The following is a 15,018-nucleotide window of genomic DNA, read 5'->3' on the forward strand; positions in this document are numbered from 1 at the left end:
GTGTCTGTCTGGGGCGATCCCATTCGTCGGTAGGACGTCATCAGCAATGCGAAAGGGACAACCCATGAACACCGTGACATCCTCCGACGGCACCCGCATCGCCTTCGACCGCGTGGGCGAGGGGCCGGCGGTCATCCTGGTGGACGGGGCCATGTGCTACCGGGGCGCGGGGCCGAGCGGGGCGCTGGCGGCCGAGCTGGCCCGCGACTTCACCGTCTACACCTACGACAGGCGCGGGCGGGGCGAGAGCGGCGACAGTGACGCAACCGCCGCACCGATCGTGGAACGCGAGATCGCGGACCTCGTGGCGCTGGTCGAGCACGCGGGCGGGACGGCGTTCGTGTTCGGGCACTCCTCCGGCGCGGTGCTCGCCCTCGAAGCGAGCCTGCACGCGAAGGGGATCGCCGGGCTGGCGCTGTTCGAGCCGCCGCCGGTCGGGAGCGACGCCGAGGCCGCGCTGCGCGACCGCCTCGACGAGCTGGTGCGGGCGGGCCGGCGGGGCGAGGCCGTCGAGGTGTTCCAGGCCGCGGTCGGCATCCCGCCCGCGATGATCGCCGGGATGCGCAACTCGCCGTTCCGACCGGCGCTGGAGGCGATCGCGCACACCCTCGTGTACGACACCACCATCACGAGCTCGGCCCGGACCGACCGGTACGCCTCCGTCGCCGTGCCCACGCTGCTCGTCGACAGCCAGGCCAGCCCGGAGACCCTGCACACCTCCACCAGGACCGTGGCGCGGGCCGTACCTGGGGCTCTGCACCGCAGCCTGCCCGGCGGGTTCCACGACGTCGAAGCGAGCTTGCTCGCCCCCGTACTGACCCATTTCTTCAACGAGGCGAGCTGATCACACCACGGGCTCGCGATCGCGGTACGGATCGAGCCTATTTGCTGGCCAACGGCCCCCTGTTGGGCGAAACGGTGCGTGGCGCTGCACTAATACCACAAGATCGCTACGTATAGTGATGGCCGATGTCACTTCGTGATTACAGGGGGAGATCATGAGAAGTAGCCTCATCGCCACCGGCGGTGCGCTGCTCGCCGCGGCCGCGCTCTTCGGGTCAGCCGGCGCCGCCGCCGCCGACACCTGGACCGACTGGAACCACCGGTACCCGGACCACTGTGGCCTCGGGGTGAACGAAGACACGACCTACCACCTCGTCACCCGCTACGGGATATTCGCCGGGACCCGCGCCGCCGGCTGCAAGGACAGCCACCCCTGGTGGGGCGGGAACTGGGGCTGGGACGGCCACCACGGCAAGGGGGTGTGGGGCGAGGACCACTGGACGCACCGCAACTGGCCTGCCAGCGGCAACGGCAACTGGGCCGGCCACGGGTTCGGCCCCGGAACCGGCATCGGCGTCGACTGAGCTCCCACCACGCGCCTGTCCCGGTGCCCGCCGTACGGGCGCCGGGACCGCGCATGCCGGACGCGCCGGCCCGTGCCCGACGCCCCCGCCTTCCGGGCGGAGATGATCGCTGGATAGCCTGACCCGGTGCGACTAGGCGTGAACGTCCCCAACTTCGGCCCCGGCACCGACCCCGGCATCCTGCGGCGCTGGGCTCTGACGGTCGAAGGGCTCGGATACGACCTGCTGATGGTGTCGGACCACGTCGTGATCACCCCCGATGTCGCCGAGCAGTATCCTGCGCCGTTCTACGAGCCGTTCACCACTCTGGCCTGGCTCGCCGGAGCCACCTCCCGGATCACGCTGGGCACGACCGTGCTCATCGTCCCGTACCGGCATCCACTGCTCGTGGCCCGCATGGCGGCCAACCTCAACGACCTCAGCGGCGGCCGGCTGGTGCTGGGTGTGGGGGTCGGGTGGGCGCGGCAGGAGTTCGAGGCGCTCGGGGTCCGCTACGATCGGCGCGGCCGGCTGACCGATGAGCACCTCGCCGCCATCCGGGCCGCGTGGGCCGACGAGGGCGACTACCGTTCCGGCGGCGTACCCGTCTGGGTGGGCGGGAGCAGCGACGCGGCGCTGCGCAGGGCGGTGCGGTTCGGCGAGGCGTGGCACCCGCTCAGGAACACGCTCCCCTGGCTGCGCGAGACATGGCCGCGGCTGAAGACGATCGCGGACGAGCAGCACCGGCCCGTGCCCGCCTTCGCACCCAGGATCCTGCTGCGGATCACCAGGTCGCCGGTCACGAGCGCGGACCGGCGCGCCGGCGAGGGCACGATCGAGCAGGTCATGGACGACCTCGAACAGTTGCGCCTGCTCGGCGCGGAGACCGTCGTGTTCGATCCGTTCAACGAGGATCCGGACGAGACGCTGCACCCGGAGGCGGCCTGGGAGATGCTCGCCGCCGTGGCCTCCCGCCGGGACGGCCGCTGATATCCTTATGGCGTAAAGAGTTCGGGTCGCAAGGAGTTCCGCGTTGGTCGTCTTCGCCGGTCAGGGTGACGCACGACGTTCGATGGCGCTGCTGTGGCGCACCGGCGGGCCGGACGAGGTGCGGCCGGGGCCCAAGCCGGGGCTGAGCGTGGACGTGATCGTCGACGCCGCCATCGCCGTGGCCGACCGTGAGGGCATGGCGGCGCTGTCCATGCGCAGGGTGGGCGAGCGGCTCGGCCGCACGGGGATGGCGCTCTACACGTACGTGCCGAGCAAGGGCGAGCTCGTCGACCTGATGTACGACAGGGCACTGGCGGAGCTGCCCGCCGAATACGACCTGAGCGGCGGCTGGCGCCCGGCCGTCTCCTCGTGGGCCGAGCACATGCTGGCCTTCTACCTGCGGCATCCGTGGGTGTTGCAGGTGTCGCAGGCGCGGCCGGTGCTGGGGCCCAACGAGTTCGCGGTGCTGGAGACCGTGGTCGGGATCCTGCGCGGCACCGGGCTGGGGCCGGGCCGGCTGCGGGGGGTGGTGTCGTTGCTGTTCGACTTCGTGCGCGGGGCGGCCAAGACGATCTCGGAGTCGCGGCTGGCCCCGGCGGCGACCGGGGTGTCGGACGAGGAGTGGTGGCAGGCGCGTTCGTCCCTGCTGGAGGAGGTGGCGCCGGGGTTCGCCGCCCGGTTCCCCATGGTGACCTGGGTGGAGTCGGAGGACGACGTGCCCGGCGAGGATGAGCCGTACCTGGAGCATCGGGTCAACGAGACGTTCACGGTCGGACTCTCGGTGCTGCTCGACGGCGTCGAGGCGGCCATGAAGACCGGCTGAGTATACTCTGGGAGTCTCTCATCCGCGCGCCGACCATCGGGCCGCCAGTTCCTCCAGGTCGCGGACGAACCAGATGTGGCCGCCCCGGTTCGATTCGAGCACCCAGGCGCTCAGCGCTGTGCTGGCCGCGGTGAATCGGGAGATGTCCCCCACGACCGCCAGGCCGACCCGGTAGTTGACGAACTTCTGCGCGATCTCCCCCGCCACGCCGGTGCGCAGGACGAAGAAGTCCTCGTGGAAGCGCTCCGCGGGCACCGCCACCCACGTGGCGCCGGTCGCGCCAGCCTCGCCGATCAGGTCGAGCGCGTCGCGGTCTTCGCGCAGGCGGGGGCCGTCCGGCTCGCACACGAGGATTCGATCGTCAAGCATGGGTGGCCTCCAGGAAGTCGGTGATCTCTTGCGTGTGGGCGGGGAGCAGGTGACCGGCCTCGGCCAGCAGCCGCACGTCCGCCCCCGGTACGGTGCGCGCCAGGCGGCGGCGCGTGTCGTAGGAGTCGAGCAGGCGGTCCCGGCCTCCGGCGATCACCAGCAGGGGCATGGTCAGCCGGCGCAGGGCCGCGTCGGGGAAGATCGGCAACTTGCCGCGGCGCGGCCGGAAGGTCTTGTGGATCAGCAGTGCGTACTCGGCGAACTCACCGGCCATGGGCGCGGCCTCCGGGGCGGATGGTGAGGCTGGGCCCAGGATGAGGTGCATCGCGCGGCGGCGGCCGCGTGCGCCGCCGAGCAGCATCAGCGCCGCCGCGCCCAGCACCGGCAGCCACCTCTGGTGGCCGATGCCGCTCGGACAGGTCAGCACCAGCCGTTCGACCCGGTCCGGCCACCGGGTGGCGAAATCGAGCGCCATCCACCCGCCCAGCGACACCCCGGCGATCGAGACCCGTTCCAACCCGAGCCCGGCCAGCACCTCGTCGAGCCAGTCCGCGTACGCGCCGGAGCTCAGCGGCGGCCGGGACGGCGCGCTCAAGCCGGGCTCGCCGATGAGATCAACCGTATATATCCGGAAATGCTGCGCCCACCTGGCGACGTCGCCCAGCCACATGGCGCTGTTGGTGCCCGACCCGTGCAGGAGCAGCAGCGGCGGCGCCCCGGCAGGACCGCACGCCACCACGAACGTCTCTCCCTGCCCCGTCGGCACCCGCAGGTGCTCGCTCGGCACCGGCCACCGCCCGAGAAACTCCCGGTAGCGCCGTTCGACGGCCCGCGCCCCTTCCGGCGACGCGTAGATCCCGCTCATAAGTTCGTTCACTCCCTCACCAGCGCGTCGACGATCCGCAACACCTGTGCGCTCGCCTCCAGCCCGCCCAGCACGATGATCTTCAGGTGCGCACGCTCCTCGTCGTAGACGAACTCCACCCGCAGCCCGTGCGGTCGGCCCGCCAGACCCCCCAAGACCATCGTGCTGACCCGGTCCATCTCGTCCCTGGCGATGCCGTCGATCTGCACGATGCTGGACACCTCGGCGTGCCGGCGCGCCGGACTTGCGACCGGCAGCCCCGCGAACTCCGCCAGGTCCTCCTTGGCGATCCGGTACTGCTTGCCGATCCGCACGGCGGGCAACCGCCCATCTCGTACGTAGTTGCGCACGGTCTTGACGTGCAGCCCCAGGATGCCCGCTGCCTGCTCCACGGTGTATTGCTCCATAACCTTCCCCATTATGCACCATCTTAGGGAGTCTTAGGGAAGATAGGGATCGCTATAACACCTCCCCGCCTTCCGCCCGTTTTGAGTAGATTCAAATGGACCGAAGGGAGCTTTGAGGTGGCCATGACGAATGCCGGCCTACGGCGATTACTGGCGGACTCGGGGGAGCCACGCGGGTGGGTGTCACCCCGTACGGACCTGGTCACGGCACTGCTGGGGATCTGGTTCGGCGTCGGACTGATGATCGACGCGTGGGCCCACAGCAACCTGACCGAACTGGAGACGTTCTTCACGCCGTGGCACGCGGCGTTCTACTCGGGGTTCGCCGCGGTCTCCGGGTGGATCATCTGGCAGGTGTGGCGCAACGTCCGCACCGGCAGACAAGGGCTGGCGGCGGTGCCCACGGGCTATCTGGCCGGGCTCGTGGCGGTGCCCGCGTTCGCCGCCTTCGGAGTCGCCGACATGATGTGGCACACCTTCCTCGGCATCGAGACGACCATCGACATCCTGTTCAGCCCATCCCATCTCGGGCTGATCGTGACGATGATGCTCATCATCACCACACCGCTCCGCTCCGCCTGGAACGCCCCCGACGTGGGCCCGCGACCGTCCCTCGGCCGCCTGCTCCCCGCGCTGGTCGGGCTCGCGTTCGCCACCACGCTGGTGTCGCTGTTCCTCTCGTACGGGGACGCCATGCAGTACGGCTCGACGCACATCGTCGAGGCGTACTCCTCCATCGACTCTCCCGGCGGCCCGAGTCCCGACCGGCTCGCCACGGCGATGGTCGTCACCAACGTCGTCCTGCTGGCCCCCGTGTTGCTGCTGGCCCGCCGCTGGCGCCTGCCCTTCGGCGCCGTGACCGTCATGTACGCGGTGGCGGTGCTGATGCCGGGAGCGCAGACGGCCTTCAGGAACGTGCCGATCCTGCTGACGTTCGTGGCCGCGGGCCTCGTGAGCGACCTGCTGATCCGGTGGTTGCGCCCGTCGGCCGCGCGCCGCGGCGCCTACTGGGCGTTCGCCGGGTTGTCAGCCTTCGCCACTTGGTCGTTGTACATCGGGGTCGCGTCGGCGACGGGCGGCGGGCTGCCCGACGTACCCGAGTTGTGGACCGGCGCGCCCATCATCGCCGGGCTGATCGGGCTGGCCCTCGGCGCGTTGTTCCTGCCCAACGCGGTCGGCGCCGACGAGGCATGAGAGCTCGGCCCCTGGTCTTCTGCCTCGTCGTCCTGCTGGTGCTGGCGGGCGCCACTCCGGCCGCGGCGCACACGGTCATGGCCGGGGCGGACCTGCGGATCGCGCAGACGATCGCGGGCACGGAGCTCACGGTCAGGCGTGTGGGCCCACTTTGACCGGGCCGATGGTCAGCCGTGGGCGGCCCTCCATCACCTCGCCCACCCGTTCCACCTGCTCATCGAGCTCCCGCAGCTGCGCTGGGGTGAGATCGCGGAGCGGCTCCACCGTGATGTCGATCTTGTTGCCTGATCTTCGCTGGTGCCAGACTCCGCTCACGTCCCCGTCCACGAGCAGCACGGGGAAGTTCCCCGCCTGCCCGCCCGCCAGCGCCCGCGCCGCCGCCGCGCCCGGGTACAGCAGCTCACGCGGCCGCCCCGCCACCACATAGGCGTCGAAGTACGGCAACAGCCGCACCCCCCGAGGCCGATCTTCGGGCACCGCCGTATCGCCCGCGAGCACCCAGGCCCGCTTCCCCTCGAACAGCACCTCCTCCAGTTCCATCCCCTTGAAAGCCCCGGCCGCCCACCGCACCGGCCCCCCGGCCCACTGCGCGAACTGCTCGGGCGTCGCGGGCCCGTACGCCCACAGATAGCTCCTGACCAGCCCCAGGAGCCCGTCCCGCACCGGCGGCGCGTCCGGCGCGGCGGTGTAGGTGACCTTGCGTCCTCTGACCGGCCCGAAGACGAACGCACCCCGGTGCGCGGCCACGTGCATCACCTGCCGCCAGCGCGGCCACATGGTCTGGAACGCGGGCATGACCAGCTCCCCCGCCCACGGCCCGGTGGCGGCCACGACCGCGTCGCTCAGCTCGTCGATCGTCATCTCGGCCCCGGTCAGCACCTCGCGGATGGCCGCCACCACCTGGTCGGCCTGCTCGGCCGTCATCCTGATGTACTCGGGAAAGGCGTTGTGCCCCGGAGGCACCGACGACATCGCGCTCACCCACATCGGCAGGTCGCGGGCGGGCAGCACATGTACGGTGCCACGCGGCCCGTGCGTCTTGACCAGGCTGCGCTCGCTCCACAGCGCCTCGCGCACGTGGGCCCGGGTGACGCCGTCGAGCCGCAACCCGATGGACGCCTCGGCGGCCGACATCACCTGAGCGTGCGCCCCGCACATGGCCGCCACAACCGCCTCCGGCGTCGCGCCTTCCGCCTCCGGCCCTGAAGGCGTCGCGCCTGCGTCCGCCTGTCCGGCACTCGCGCCCAGCCCCGCCCGTTGCAGCCGCCTGGCGCTGACCTGGGGCCACGATAGTTCGATCACCACGTCCTCCTCCGTACGCGACCCACAGTAGAGGCCGATGCGGAATGGATGGTGCCGCATTAGTCGGCGCATGCGATTAGATGATGTAAGCAGACATAAAGCGATCTTTCATCCGCGTTCACTAGTCTCACCCGTCATGACCCGCCTAAGTCCCTCCCTAGGCCCGCTCACCCCCCGTCAGCGCTGGCGAAGGGCCCGGCTCCAGGCCTACTCCTGGTCCCTGACCGGCGCGTACCGGCTGGGCGCGATGCATCCCGCCATCTGGCGGTTCGTCGCCCGGAGCTACCACCCCGCGCTCGACCGGGTGGCCGCCAGGCATGGCGGCTTCGTTGCTTCTGTTCCTCTCGTTTTCCGGCCGGGCGGTCGTGGTGCGGCACGCGGCCCTGAGGAGACCGGCATCAATGCCGTCCCAGGACCGCGGCGACGCACGCGGAGTGCGCGGCCAGAGACCCGAGCCGCCAAGACCCAGAGCTGGCAGGCGGTGCGCAGCTGGGTCTCAGCTCATCTCACGTACACCTTGGGCTGGGGTGGGGTACTCATGCCGTCGCCTATGAAGAAGCTCGGGTGCGGCGGTTGGTTGTAGGCGGTGTTCTGCCAGGCCAGGGCCACCCGGTACTGGGGGTCGTGGAGCAGGGTGTGGATCTTGAGGGTGGTGACGACGGGCGAGGCGTAGATGCGGAGGGCGCGGTTGTCGGTGGTGGGCCAGACGACCTCCTCGCGCCAGTCCCCCAACAGGTCACCGGACAACGACGGCGTGGCCTTGGTGCCGTTGTTGCTGTGGACGTTCGAGCCGGTCAGGAGCCTGGTGTCGGCGCTCGTGCCGTACTTGTCGAGGTGGGTGGCGTCCAGCAGCTCCCGGACCGGGTCGGCGTCCCACCAGGCCAGGAAGTTGATCGAGCCGGGTTCGCGGCCGAGCGCGGCGCCGGTGGTGCTGCGCAGCGTGGTGTCGGCGGCCGACCAGGACTCGGCTCCGGGGCTGCCCGCCCAGATGTCGCCGGACACGCCCCTGCCGTTGTCGCCGGAGGCGGGCGTCGACCACAGGAGCTGGCCGGTGCGCGCGTCGGCCATCCAGGAGCTGGGCTTGCTGCCGTCCTCGTCCACCTTGAACTCCTCGAGCCCGGGCCGCGAGGGGACGAGATCGCCGACGTGCATGGCGTCGCCGTGGCCGTTGCCGGTGTTCCAGAGCGGGGCGCCGGTGTCGTTGATCGCCATCGCGCCGAAGACGATCTCGTCCCTGCCGTCCTGGTCCACGTCGGCGATCGAGAGCTGGTGGTTGCCCTGGCCGGTGTACTGGCTGCCCGCGCTGTTGGAGTCGAAGGTCCACCGCTTGGTCAGCGTCCCGTTGCGGAAGTCCCACGCGGCGATCACGGTACGCGTGTAGTAGCCGCGCGACATGATCAGCGAGGGACGCGCGCCGTCGAGGTAAGCGGTGCCGGCCAGGAAGCGGTCCACCCGGTTGCCGTAGGAGTCGCCCCAGCTCGACACCGTGCCCCGGGGCGGGTCGTAGCTGACCGTGGACATCGCGGCGCCGGTCTGGCCGTTGAACATGGTGAGGTACTCGGGGCCGCTCAGGACGTACCCGTCGGCGTTGCGGTAGTCGGCGCTCGCGTTGCCGATGACGGTGCCGCGCCCGTCCACCGTGGCGTCCGCGGTCTTCATGGCGACCTCGGCCCTGCCGTCCCCGTCGTAGTCGTACACCTGGAACTGGGTGTAGTGAGCGCCGGCGCGGATGTTACGGCCCAGGTTGATCCGCCACAGGCGGGTGCCGTCGAGCTTGATCCCTTCGATGTAGACCTCGCCGGTGACGCCCGCCTGGGAGTTGTCCTTGGCGTTGGTCGGCTCCCACTTGAGGACGAGGTCGAGGCGGCCGTCGCCGTCCAGGTCGCCGACGCTGGCGTCGTTCGCCGCGTGACCGCTGGTGGGAGGGGTGATGGGCACGTCGAGGTAGCCGTTCGCGAACCGGAGCGAGGTCTCCGAGGCCCCGCCCTCCGTGCCGCCGGTCACCGGGCGGACGGTGTACGAGGCGTCGGCGGCGGCGCCCGCGTCCAGGTAGTTCGTGGAGTTGGTGACGGAGGCGACGCGGGTGCCGCCGCGGTAGACGTTGAAGGACGTGTCACGGGACTCGGTGCCCAGGAGCCGCCAGGAGACCAGGTTGCCGCTGCCGGAACGGACGCTGATCAGGCCGCGGTCCAGGTCTTCGGCTTGTTTGGCCCCGGCGGGAGGCGTCGTCGGCGTGACCGTGGGAGTCACCGTGGGCGTGGCGGTCGGGGTGCCCGGGGTGCCGGTGCAGGGGACGCCGTTCAGGGCGAAGGCGGCAGGGGCGGGGTTGGTGGAGTTGTTCCAGGTGGCGTTGAAGCCGAACGCCGCGCTGCCCCCCGAGGGAATCGCCGCGTTGTAGCCCGCGTCCGTCACCGTCACGTCGGCCCCGCTCTGCGCGGCGGTGGCGTTCCACGCCTGGGTGACCTGCTGGCCGGCGCTGAAGGACCAGGTCAGGCGCCAGCCGTTGACCGCGTCCCCGAGGTTGCGGATGGTCACGCCGCCGGTGAAGCCGCCGAACCACTGCGTGGCCACGGAGTAGTCGATCGCGCACGCCACGGCGGCCGAGGCGGGTAACTGGGTGGTGATCACCCCGGAGACGGCCAGGCCGACCATGGCGGCCACCGCGCCGATGCGCGCTCCCGAAGCGTTTGAACGTTTCATCATCAGTCCCGTCCCGGCGTGAGGGTAGCTGCGAGGAGGTTGCGTCAAGACCGTAAGAATCTGATACCGGCGCTGTCAAAACCCGCCAGTCGACCGCTACAAGATCGTTTAAAACGTTTCAGCTCAGCGCGGGGATCCAACCCGGGGACCCGCTGAAATTTTCACGACACCGAACCCGGAGCGTGCTACCAGGTGACGGGGACCCGGTCGACGGCGCGGTTGGTCGGGCTGCGTAGGCCTTCCGTGGCGAGGAGCCTGATCGCCACGTCGGCGATCTCCTGTCGTCGGGACACGCGCCGAGTTCAGCAGTGCCGCTTCTCCATTGGCTGAGCTGGGACTTTCCCCTTTGCCGGAATCACCGTGCCTTTAGGATGACTTCCGTGAAATACATGCTGATGATCTACACCAACCCCGCAGCCCAGCAGGCGATCGGCGATGACATCATGGCCGAGGTCGACGCGCTGATGAAGGAGCTGAGCCAGACCGGTGAGCTGGCCGGTGGGCAGGCGCTCGACGGTCCCCATAGCGCCAGGACGGTGAAGGTGCGCGACGGCGTGCCCGCGATCACCGACGGCCCATTCCTGGAGGCCAAGGAATATCTGGCGGGCTATCTGGTCGTGGATTGTGACAGTGTCGAGCGGGCCACCGAGATCGCGGCTCGCTGGCCGGACGCGCGGCTGTGTGCGATGGAGGTGCGGCCGGTCATCAACGAGGTGTCGGCGTGAGCGAGGCTGAAGGTCATCGGCCAGGTGCCGGCGTCGGAGGCGCGGACGGTCATTGGCGGCGGGTCGGCGTGGGTGAGGTCGAGGAGCTGCTGCGCGGGCTGGCGCCGCAGGTGCTGGGTGCGCTCGTACGGCGTTACGAGCAGTTCGACGCGTGCGAGGACGCCGTGCAGGAGGCGATGCTCGACGCCGCCGTGCAGTGGCCGGAGCAGGGACTGCCGGGTAATCCGCGGGGTTGGCTGATCACCGTGGCCGCGCGCCGGGTCATCGACCAGATCCGGAGTGAGCACGCGCGCAGGCGCAGGGAGGAGAGCGTGGCGGCCGAGGACGCCGCGGCTCCGGCGGCCGACGAGGAGCGGCCGGGCGATCACGATGACACGCTCACGTTGCTCTTCCTGTGCTGCCATCCTTCCCTGTCGCAACCGTCGCAGCTCGCGCTCACCCTGCGGGCGGTGGGCGGGTTGACGACGGCGCAGATCGCCAGCGCGTTCCTGGTGCCGGAGGCGACGATGGCGCAGCGCATCAGCCGGGCCAAGCAGCGCATCAAGACCACCGGGGTGCCGTTCCGGATGCCGCCCGAGGGCGAGCGGGCCGACCGGCTGCGCGTGGTGCTGCACGTGCTGTATCTGATCTTCAACGAGGGTTACACCGCCACCTCCGGGCCCGAGCTGCTCAGGACCGAGCTGACGGGTGAGGCGATCCGGCTGGCCAGGGCCGTGCGGCGGCTGCTGCCCGATGATGGGGAGGTCGCCGGGTTGCTGGCGCTCATGCTGCTCACCGAGGCGCGGCGGCCCGCGCGCACCGGGCCGGACGGGCGGCTGATCCCGCTCGACGAGCAGGACCGCGGCCTGTGGGACCGGCGGCTCATCGAGGAGGGCGTCGAGCTGGTCACCAAGGCGTTGTCCACCACCGCCATCGGCCCCTACCAACTGCAGGCGGCCATCGCGGCCGTGCACGACGAGGCGCCTGCCGCCGAGGACACCGACTGGCCGCAGATCCTGGCCCTCTACAACGTGTTGTCCGGCATGGAGGACAACCCCGTGATCATGCTCAACCAGGCGGTGGCCGTCGCCATGGTACGCGGGCCGCGCGCCGCTCTCGACCTGCTCGAACGCCTGGCCGCCGACCAGCGCATGTCGGGGCATCACCGGCTGGCCTCGGTACGCGCCCACCTGCTGGAGATGGACGGTGACACGCAGGCGGCGGCAGCGGAATACCGGGAGGCGGCCCGGCGTACCACGAGCATTCCCGAACAGCACTACCTCGAGAGCCGAGCAGCCAGACTGTCTTGACAATGATTTTTTTCGGTGCCATCGTTCAAACCATGTACGAAGTGGCGGTGATCGAGGACCCCGCGGCAGCCGAGGCGTCACTCGATCCCATGCGGTCGAAACTGCTGGCCGAGCTGGTCGAACCCGGCTCCGCCACGTCCCTGGCCAACAAGGTCGGCCTGGCCAGGCAGAAGGTCAACTACCATCTGCGCACCCTGGAGCGCCACGGCCTGGTCGAGCTGGTCGAGGAACGCAGGAAGGGCAACGTCACCGAACGCGTGATGCAGGCCACCGCCGCGTCCTTCGTGATCTCCCCGACCGCGCTGGCCTCCGTGCAGCCCAACCCCGCCCGCTCCCCCGACCGGCTGTCGGCCCGCTGGTTGCTGGCGCTGGCGGCGCGGCTCGTACGCGATGTCGGCACCCTGATCACCGGGGCCGCCAAGGCGCAGCAGCGGGTGGCGACGTTCGCCATCGACGGCGAGGTACGTTTCGCGTCGGCGGCCGATCGGGCGGCGTTCGCGGAGGAGCTGGCGGACTGCGTGACGTCACTGGTCAGCAAATATCACGATGAATCGGCCGAAGGCGGGCGCGATCATCGGCTGGTCGTCGCCGTACACCCAGCCGTTTCTAATATCGCCGGGTCCGCGACGACTCCTAACATCGCCGAGTCCGCGACGGAGAAGGAGCGCTAGACGTGGGGCAGGAGTTCGAGCTTCCCCAGGAGGCCCTGGTCGAGGCCACTCCCGAGGAGGTGTGGGAGGCGATCTCGACGGGGCCTGGCATCGACTCGTGGTTCATCGGGCGCAACGACATCGCGAACGGAGTCGTACGCACCATGTTCGGCGAGTTCCCCATGCCCGATTCCGCGGTGACCGCCGCCGAGCCGCTGCGGCGTTTCGCCCACAGCAGCGACAAGACCGACGACGGGCGTTTCGTCGCCTACGAGTTCCTCATCGAGGGGCGCGGCCGGGGCAGCACGCAGGTACGCATGGTGACCAGCGGCTTCCTGCCCGGCGACGACTGGCAGGACGAGTTCGAGGCCATGTCCGAGGGCCTGGCGATGTACTTCGCGACGCTGGTCGAATACCTCGGCCACTTCGCCGGCCGGGTCGCCACGCCGGTCACGGAGTTCGGGCCGCCCGTCCACGACTGGGCGCGCGCCTGGGAGATCCTGTACGCCGAGCTCGGCGGCCCGCCGTCACCGGGCGACCGGGTACGGTTCGGCCCCGGCCAGGTCGAAGGGGTCGTCTACTTCCACAACTCCCAGACCGTCGGCATCCGCACCGGCGACGCGATCTACCGTTTCCTCCAGGGGTTCCACGGTTCCATGATCGCCGCACACCTGCTGTTCGGGGGCGGCGACGACCAGGGGCCGCTCTGGCGGGCCTGGCTGGACGAGCTGTACGCGTGAGCTGTCCCCGATCGGGCAGGACGACGGCGTGAACGTCGTCGCGTTGTCCGACACGCACGCGCCCATGCGCTGGCGGTCGTGCCCGCCCAGAGTGGCCGAGCACCTGCGCGGCGCGGACGTCATCCTGCACGCGGGAGACGTCTGCGTGGCCGCGGTGATCGAGGAGTTGGCCGCGTACGCGCCCGTTCACGTCGTCAAGGGCAACAACGACGGCCCGGACGTGGTGGCGCCGGAGACCCTGGAGCTGACCCTGGACGAGCTGCGGATCGGCATGATCCACGACAGCGGCCCGGCCAAGGGGCGGCTGGCCCGCCTGCGGCGCCGGTTCCCGCACGCGGACCTGGTGGTCTTCGGCCACTCGCACATCCCGCTCGACGAGTCGGGCGACGGCCTGCGCATCTTCAATCCGGGCTCTCCCACCGACCGCCGCCGCCAGCCGCACGGCACGCTGGGCCTGCTCACCATCGAACGCGGCGCCCTCACCCGGGCCGAGATCGTGCCCGTCACCTGACGACGTCGTCGCGCGACTTCTCGAGGTTGGCCTTGAGCTCCTCCATGACCTTGGCGTACCCGAGGTAGCTGTATCGCTCGGCCGCGTGCCACGGGTAGAGCTGGCCCGCCTTGACCGCCGGGAGCATGGCCCAGGTCGGCTTCCTGGCCATCTCCTCGATCTTCATCGACTGCGAGCGCGCGTCCACGAGGATCACGTCGGCCTCGTACTTGTCGGCGTTCTCCCAGCTCAGCATCTCCCAGAAGCCGCCTTCACGCTCGGTCGGCCTGGGCGGGTAGACGATGTTCAGGCCCAGTTCTCCCCAGTACTTGATGTCGGGATGATCCGGCAGGTAGGCGACGTACAGGGACTCGTGCGTACCGGTGACGATCATGACTTTGAGGTCGGGCTTGGCGGCGGCGAGCGTCTTGAGCGCCGCGCCGGCCGCGTCGAAGCGGTTCCTGGCCTCGACCACGGGCGCCGCCTCGGGGTCCGCGCCGAGCGCGACGGCCAGCCGGCCGTACTTCTCGATGATCTCCACCAGGGGCTTGCCGCTGAGCTGCACGCCGACCGAAGGCGCGATCTGGTCGACCGCCGCGGCGGATTCTTCGGGGACGTACCAGAGCGTGTCCTTCTGGTACATGCCGGCCACCAGCAGGTCGGGCTGGAGCGAGGCGTACTTCTCGACGTTGAACTCCCCCCACACGTTCCCGATCGACTCGACCTTGGTGATGTCGACCTCGCCCACCTCCGGGTCGCGGCCGCCGTCCTTGAGCCGGTGCGGGCCGAACACAGCGACGGGCCGCACGCCGAAGTCCCACAGCGCGGCCGCCGCCCCCGACTGGGCGACGACGCGGCGCGGCCGCTGCGGGAGCGAGACGTTCTTGCCGCGGTCGTCGGTCCAGGTCCAGGGGCCCTGCGCGGCGGAGGACGGCGGCGACGCCGTCCCGCCGCAGGCGCTGACGCCGATCACGGCGGCGACGCCGATGGCGATCAGGGAACGTCGCGGGACAGTGGCCATGGATGCTCCTCGTTATGCAAGGCTTCTCGACGGCATATTAGATTAGCCTTACCTAACTTGGTAGCCCGAGGGGGTACGCCGGGCGGCGGATCATACGACCGATGGCG

The 15,018-nt window shown here is 70.3% G+C and carries 17 protein-coding genes; 11 read left to right on the forward strand and 6 right to left on the reverse strand.

Annotated elements, in window-relative coordinates; translation table 11 throughout:
- The first annotated feature begins 64 nt into the window (after positions 1-64).
- The 4 genes from ACFLIM_RS07775 (at position 65) to ACFLIM_RS07790 (ending at position 3,159) form a co-directional block, all read left to right on the forward strand.
- Entirely contained in the window at positions 65-844 is a 780-nt protein-coding gene (locus ACFLIM_RS07775; protein ID WP_393163461.1) for an alpha/beta fold hydrolase, read from the forward strand.
- Between the two features lie 154 nt (positions 845-998).
- Positions 999-1,367, forward strand: coding sequence for a hypothetical protein (locus ACFLIM_RS07780; protein ID WP_393163463.1), 369 nt, complete (start codon positions 999-1,001; stop codon positions 1,365-1,367).
- A 126-nt stretch (positions 1,368-1,493) separates the two neighbouring features.
- Positions 1,494-2,336 carry an LLM class flavin-dependent oxidoreductase gene (locus ACFLIM_RS07785; RefSeq protein ID WP_393163465.1) on the forward strand — a complete coding sequence of 281 codons (843 nt, stop codon included), beginning with the start codon at positions 1,494-1,496 and terminating at the stop codon, positions 2,334-2,336.
- 43 nt (positions 2,337-2,379) lie between these two features.
- Entirely contained in the window at positions 2,380-3,159 is a 780-nt protein-coding gene (locus ACFLIM_RS07790) for a TetR/AcrR family transcriptional regulator (RefSeq protein ID WP_393163467.1), read from the forward strand.
- Between the two features lie 18 nt (positions 3,160-3,177).
- Here the strand turns inward: ACFLIM_RS07790 and ACFLIM_RS07795 are convergent, their stop codons facing one another.
- Genes ACFLIM_RS07795 through ACFLIM_RS07805 form a run of 3 tightly spaced genes read right to left on the reverse strand, consistent with a single transcriptional unit; the run spans position 3,178 to position 4,800 of the window.
- Positions 3,178-3,528 (reverse strand): DUF4180 domain-containing protein, encoded by a 351-nt coding sequence (locus ACFLIM_RS07795; protein WP_393163469.1) that lies wholly within the window; start codon positions 3,526-3,528, stop codon positions 3,178-3,180.
- Positions 3,521-4,393 (reverse strand): alpha/beta fold hydrolase, encoded by an 873-nt coding sequence (locus ACFLIM_RS07800; RefSeq protein ID WP_393163471.1) that lies wholly within the window; start codon positions 4,391-4,393, stop codon positions 3,521-3,523. The genes ACFLIM_RS07795 and ACFLIM_RS07800 overlap by 8 nt, the downstream gene beginning before the upstream one ends.
- Positions 4,394-4,401: 8 nt before the next feature.
- Positions 4,402-4,800, reverse strand: a complete 399-nt coding sequence (locus tag ACFLIM_RS07805; RefSeq protein ID WP_393163473.1) for a helix-turn-helix domain-containing protein — start codon at positions 4,798-4,800, stop codon at positions 4,402-4,404.
- Between the two features lie 180 nt (positions 4,801-4,980).
- Here ACFLIM_RS07805 and ACFLIM_RS07810 point away from each other — a divergent pair, with 180 nt between their 5' ends.
- Together ACFLIM_RS07810 and ACFLIM_RS07815 are read left to right on the forward strand one after the other, a co-directional pair.
- Positions 4,981-5,994 carry a hypothetical protein gene (locus ACFLIM_RS07810; RefSeq protein ID WP_393163475.1) on the forward strand — a complete coding sequence of 338 codons (1,014 nt, stop codon included), beginning with the start codon at positions 4,981-4,983 and terminating at the stop codon, positions 5,992-5,994.
- Positions 5,991-6,149 carry a hypothetical protein gene (locus ACFLIM_RS07815; protein WP_393163477.1) on the forward strand — a complete coding sequence of 53 codons (159 nt, stop codon included), beginning with the start codon at positions 5,991-5,993 and terminating at the stop codon, positions 6,147-6,149. Before ACFLIM_RS07810 ends, ACFLIM_RS07815 begins: the two co-directional genes overlap by 4 nt.
- Here the strand turns inward: ACFLIM_RS07815 and ACFLIM_RS07820 are convergent.
- Together ACFLIM_RS07820 and ACFLIM_RS07825 are read right to left on the reverse strand one after the other, a co-directional pair.
- Positions 6,127-7,299: a winged helix DNA-binding domain-containing protein gene (locus tag ACFLIM_RS07820; RefSeq protein ID WP_393163479.1), complete on the reverse strand. Its 1,173-nt coding sequence runs from the start codon at positions 7,297-7,299 to the stop codon at positions 6,127-6,129. The two genes, ACFLIM_RS07815 and ACFLIM_RS07820, sit on opposite strands and share 23 nt — an antisense overlap.
- 498 nt (positions 7,300-7,797) lie before the next feature.
- Complete coding sequence (locus ACFLIM_RS07825; RefSeq protein WP_393163482.1) at positions 7,798-9,999, reverse strand: rhamnogalacturonan lyase family protein; 2,202 nt, start codon at positions 9,997-9,999, stop codon at positions 7,798-7,800.
- A 386-nt stretch (positions 10,000-10,385) separates the two neighbouring features.
- Between ACFLIM_RS07825 and ACFLIM_RS07830 the strand changes: the two genes are divergently transcribed.
- The 5 genes from ACFLIM_RS07830 (at position 10,386) to ACFLIM_RS07850 (ending at position 13,911) form a co-directional block, all read left to right on the forward strand.
- Complete coding sequence (locus ACFLIM_RS07830) at positions 10,386-10,721, forward strand: YciI family protein (RefSeq protein ID WP_393164040.1); 336 nt, start codon at positions 10,386-10,388, stop codon at positions 10,719-10,721.
- 68 nt (positions 10,722-10,789) lie between these two features.
- On the forward strand, positions 10,790-12,010 hold the full coding sequence (locus ACFLIM_RS07835) for an RNA polymerase sigma factor (protein WP_393164041.1): 1,221 nt from the start codon (positions 10,790-10,792) through the stop codon (positions 12,008-12,010).
- Between the two features lie 32 nt (positions 12,011-12,042).
- Positions 12,043-12,681, forward strand: a complete 639-nt coding sequence (locus ACFLIM_RS07840; RefSeq protein WP_393163484.1) for an ArsR/SmtB family transcription factor — start codon at positions 12,043-12,045, stop codon at positions 12,679-12,681.
- 2 nt (positions 12,682-12,683) lie between these two features.
- Positions 12,684-13,400: an SRPBCC family protein gene (locus ACFLIM_RS07845; RefSeq protein WP_393163487.1), complete on the forward strand. Its 717-nt coding sequence runs from the start codon at positions 12,684-12,686 to the stop codon at positions 13,398-13,400.
- A gap of 28 nt (positions 13,401-13,428) precedes the next feature.
- Positions 13,429-13,911 carry a metallophosphoesterase family protein gene (locus ACFLIM_RS07850; RefSeq protein ID WP_393163489.1) on the forward strand — a complete coding sequence of 161 codons (483 nt, stop codon included), beginning with the start codon at positions 13,429-13,431 and terminating at the stop codon, positions 13,909-13,911.
- On the opposite strand, the gene ACFLIM_RS07855 is transcribed toward ACFLIM_RS07850, so the two are convergent.
- A complete protein-coding gene (locus tag ACFLIM_RS07855; protein WP_393163492.1) occupies positions 13,904-14,911 on the reverse strand; it encodes an ABC transporter substrate-binding protein in 1,008 nt (335 codons plus the stop codon). The two genes, ACFLIM_RS07850 and ACFLIM_RS07855, sit on opposite strands and share 8 nt — an antisense overlap.
- Between the last annotated feature and the right edge of the window lie 107 nt (positions 14,912-15,018).

It is taken from the genome of Nonomuraea marmarensis (assembly GCF_043197025.1).
Taxonomy (GTDB): domain Bacteria; phylum Actinomycetota; class Actinomycetes; order Streptosporangiales; family Streptosporangiaceae; genus Nonomuraea; species Nonomuraea marmarensis.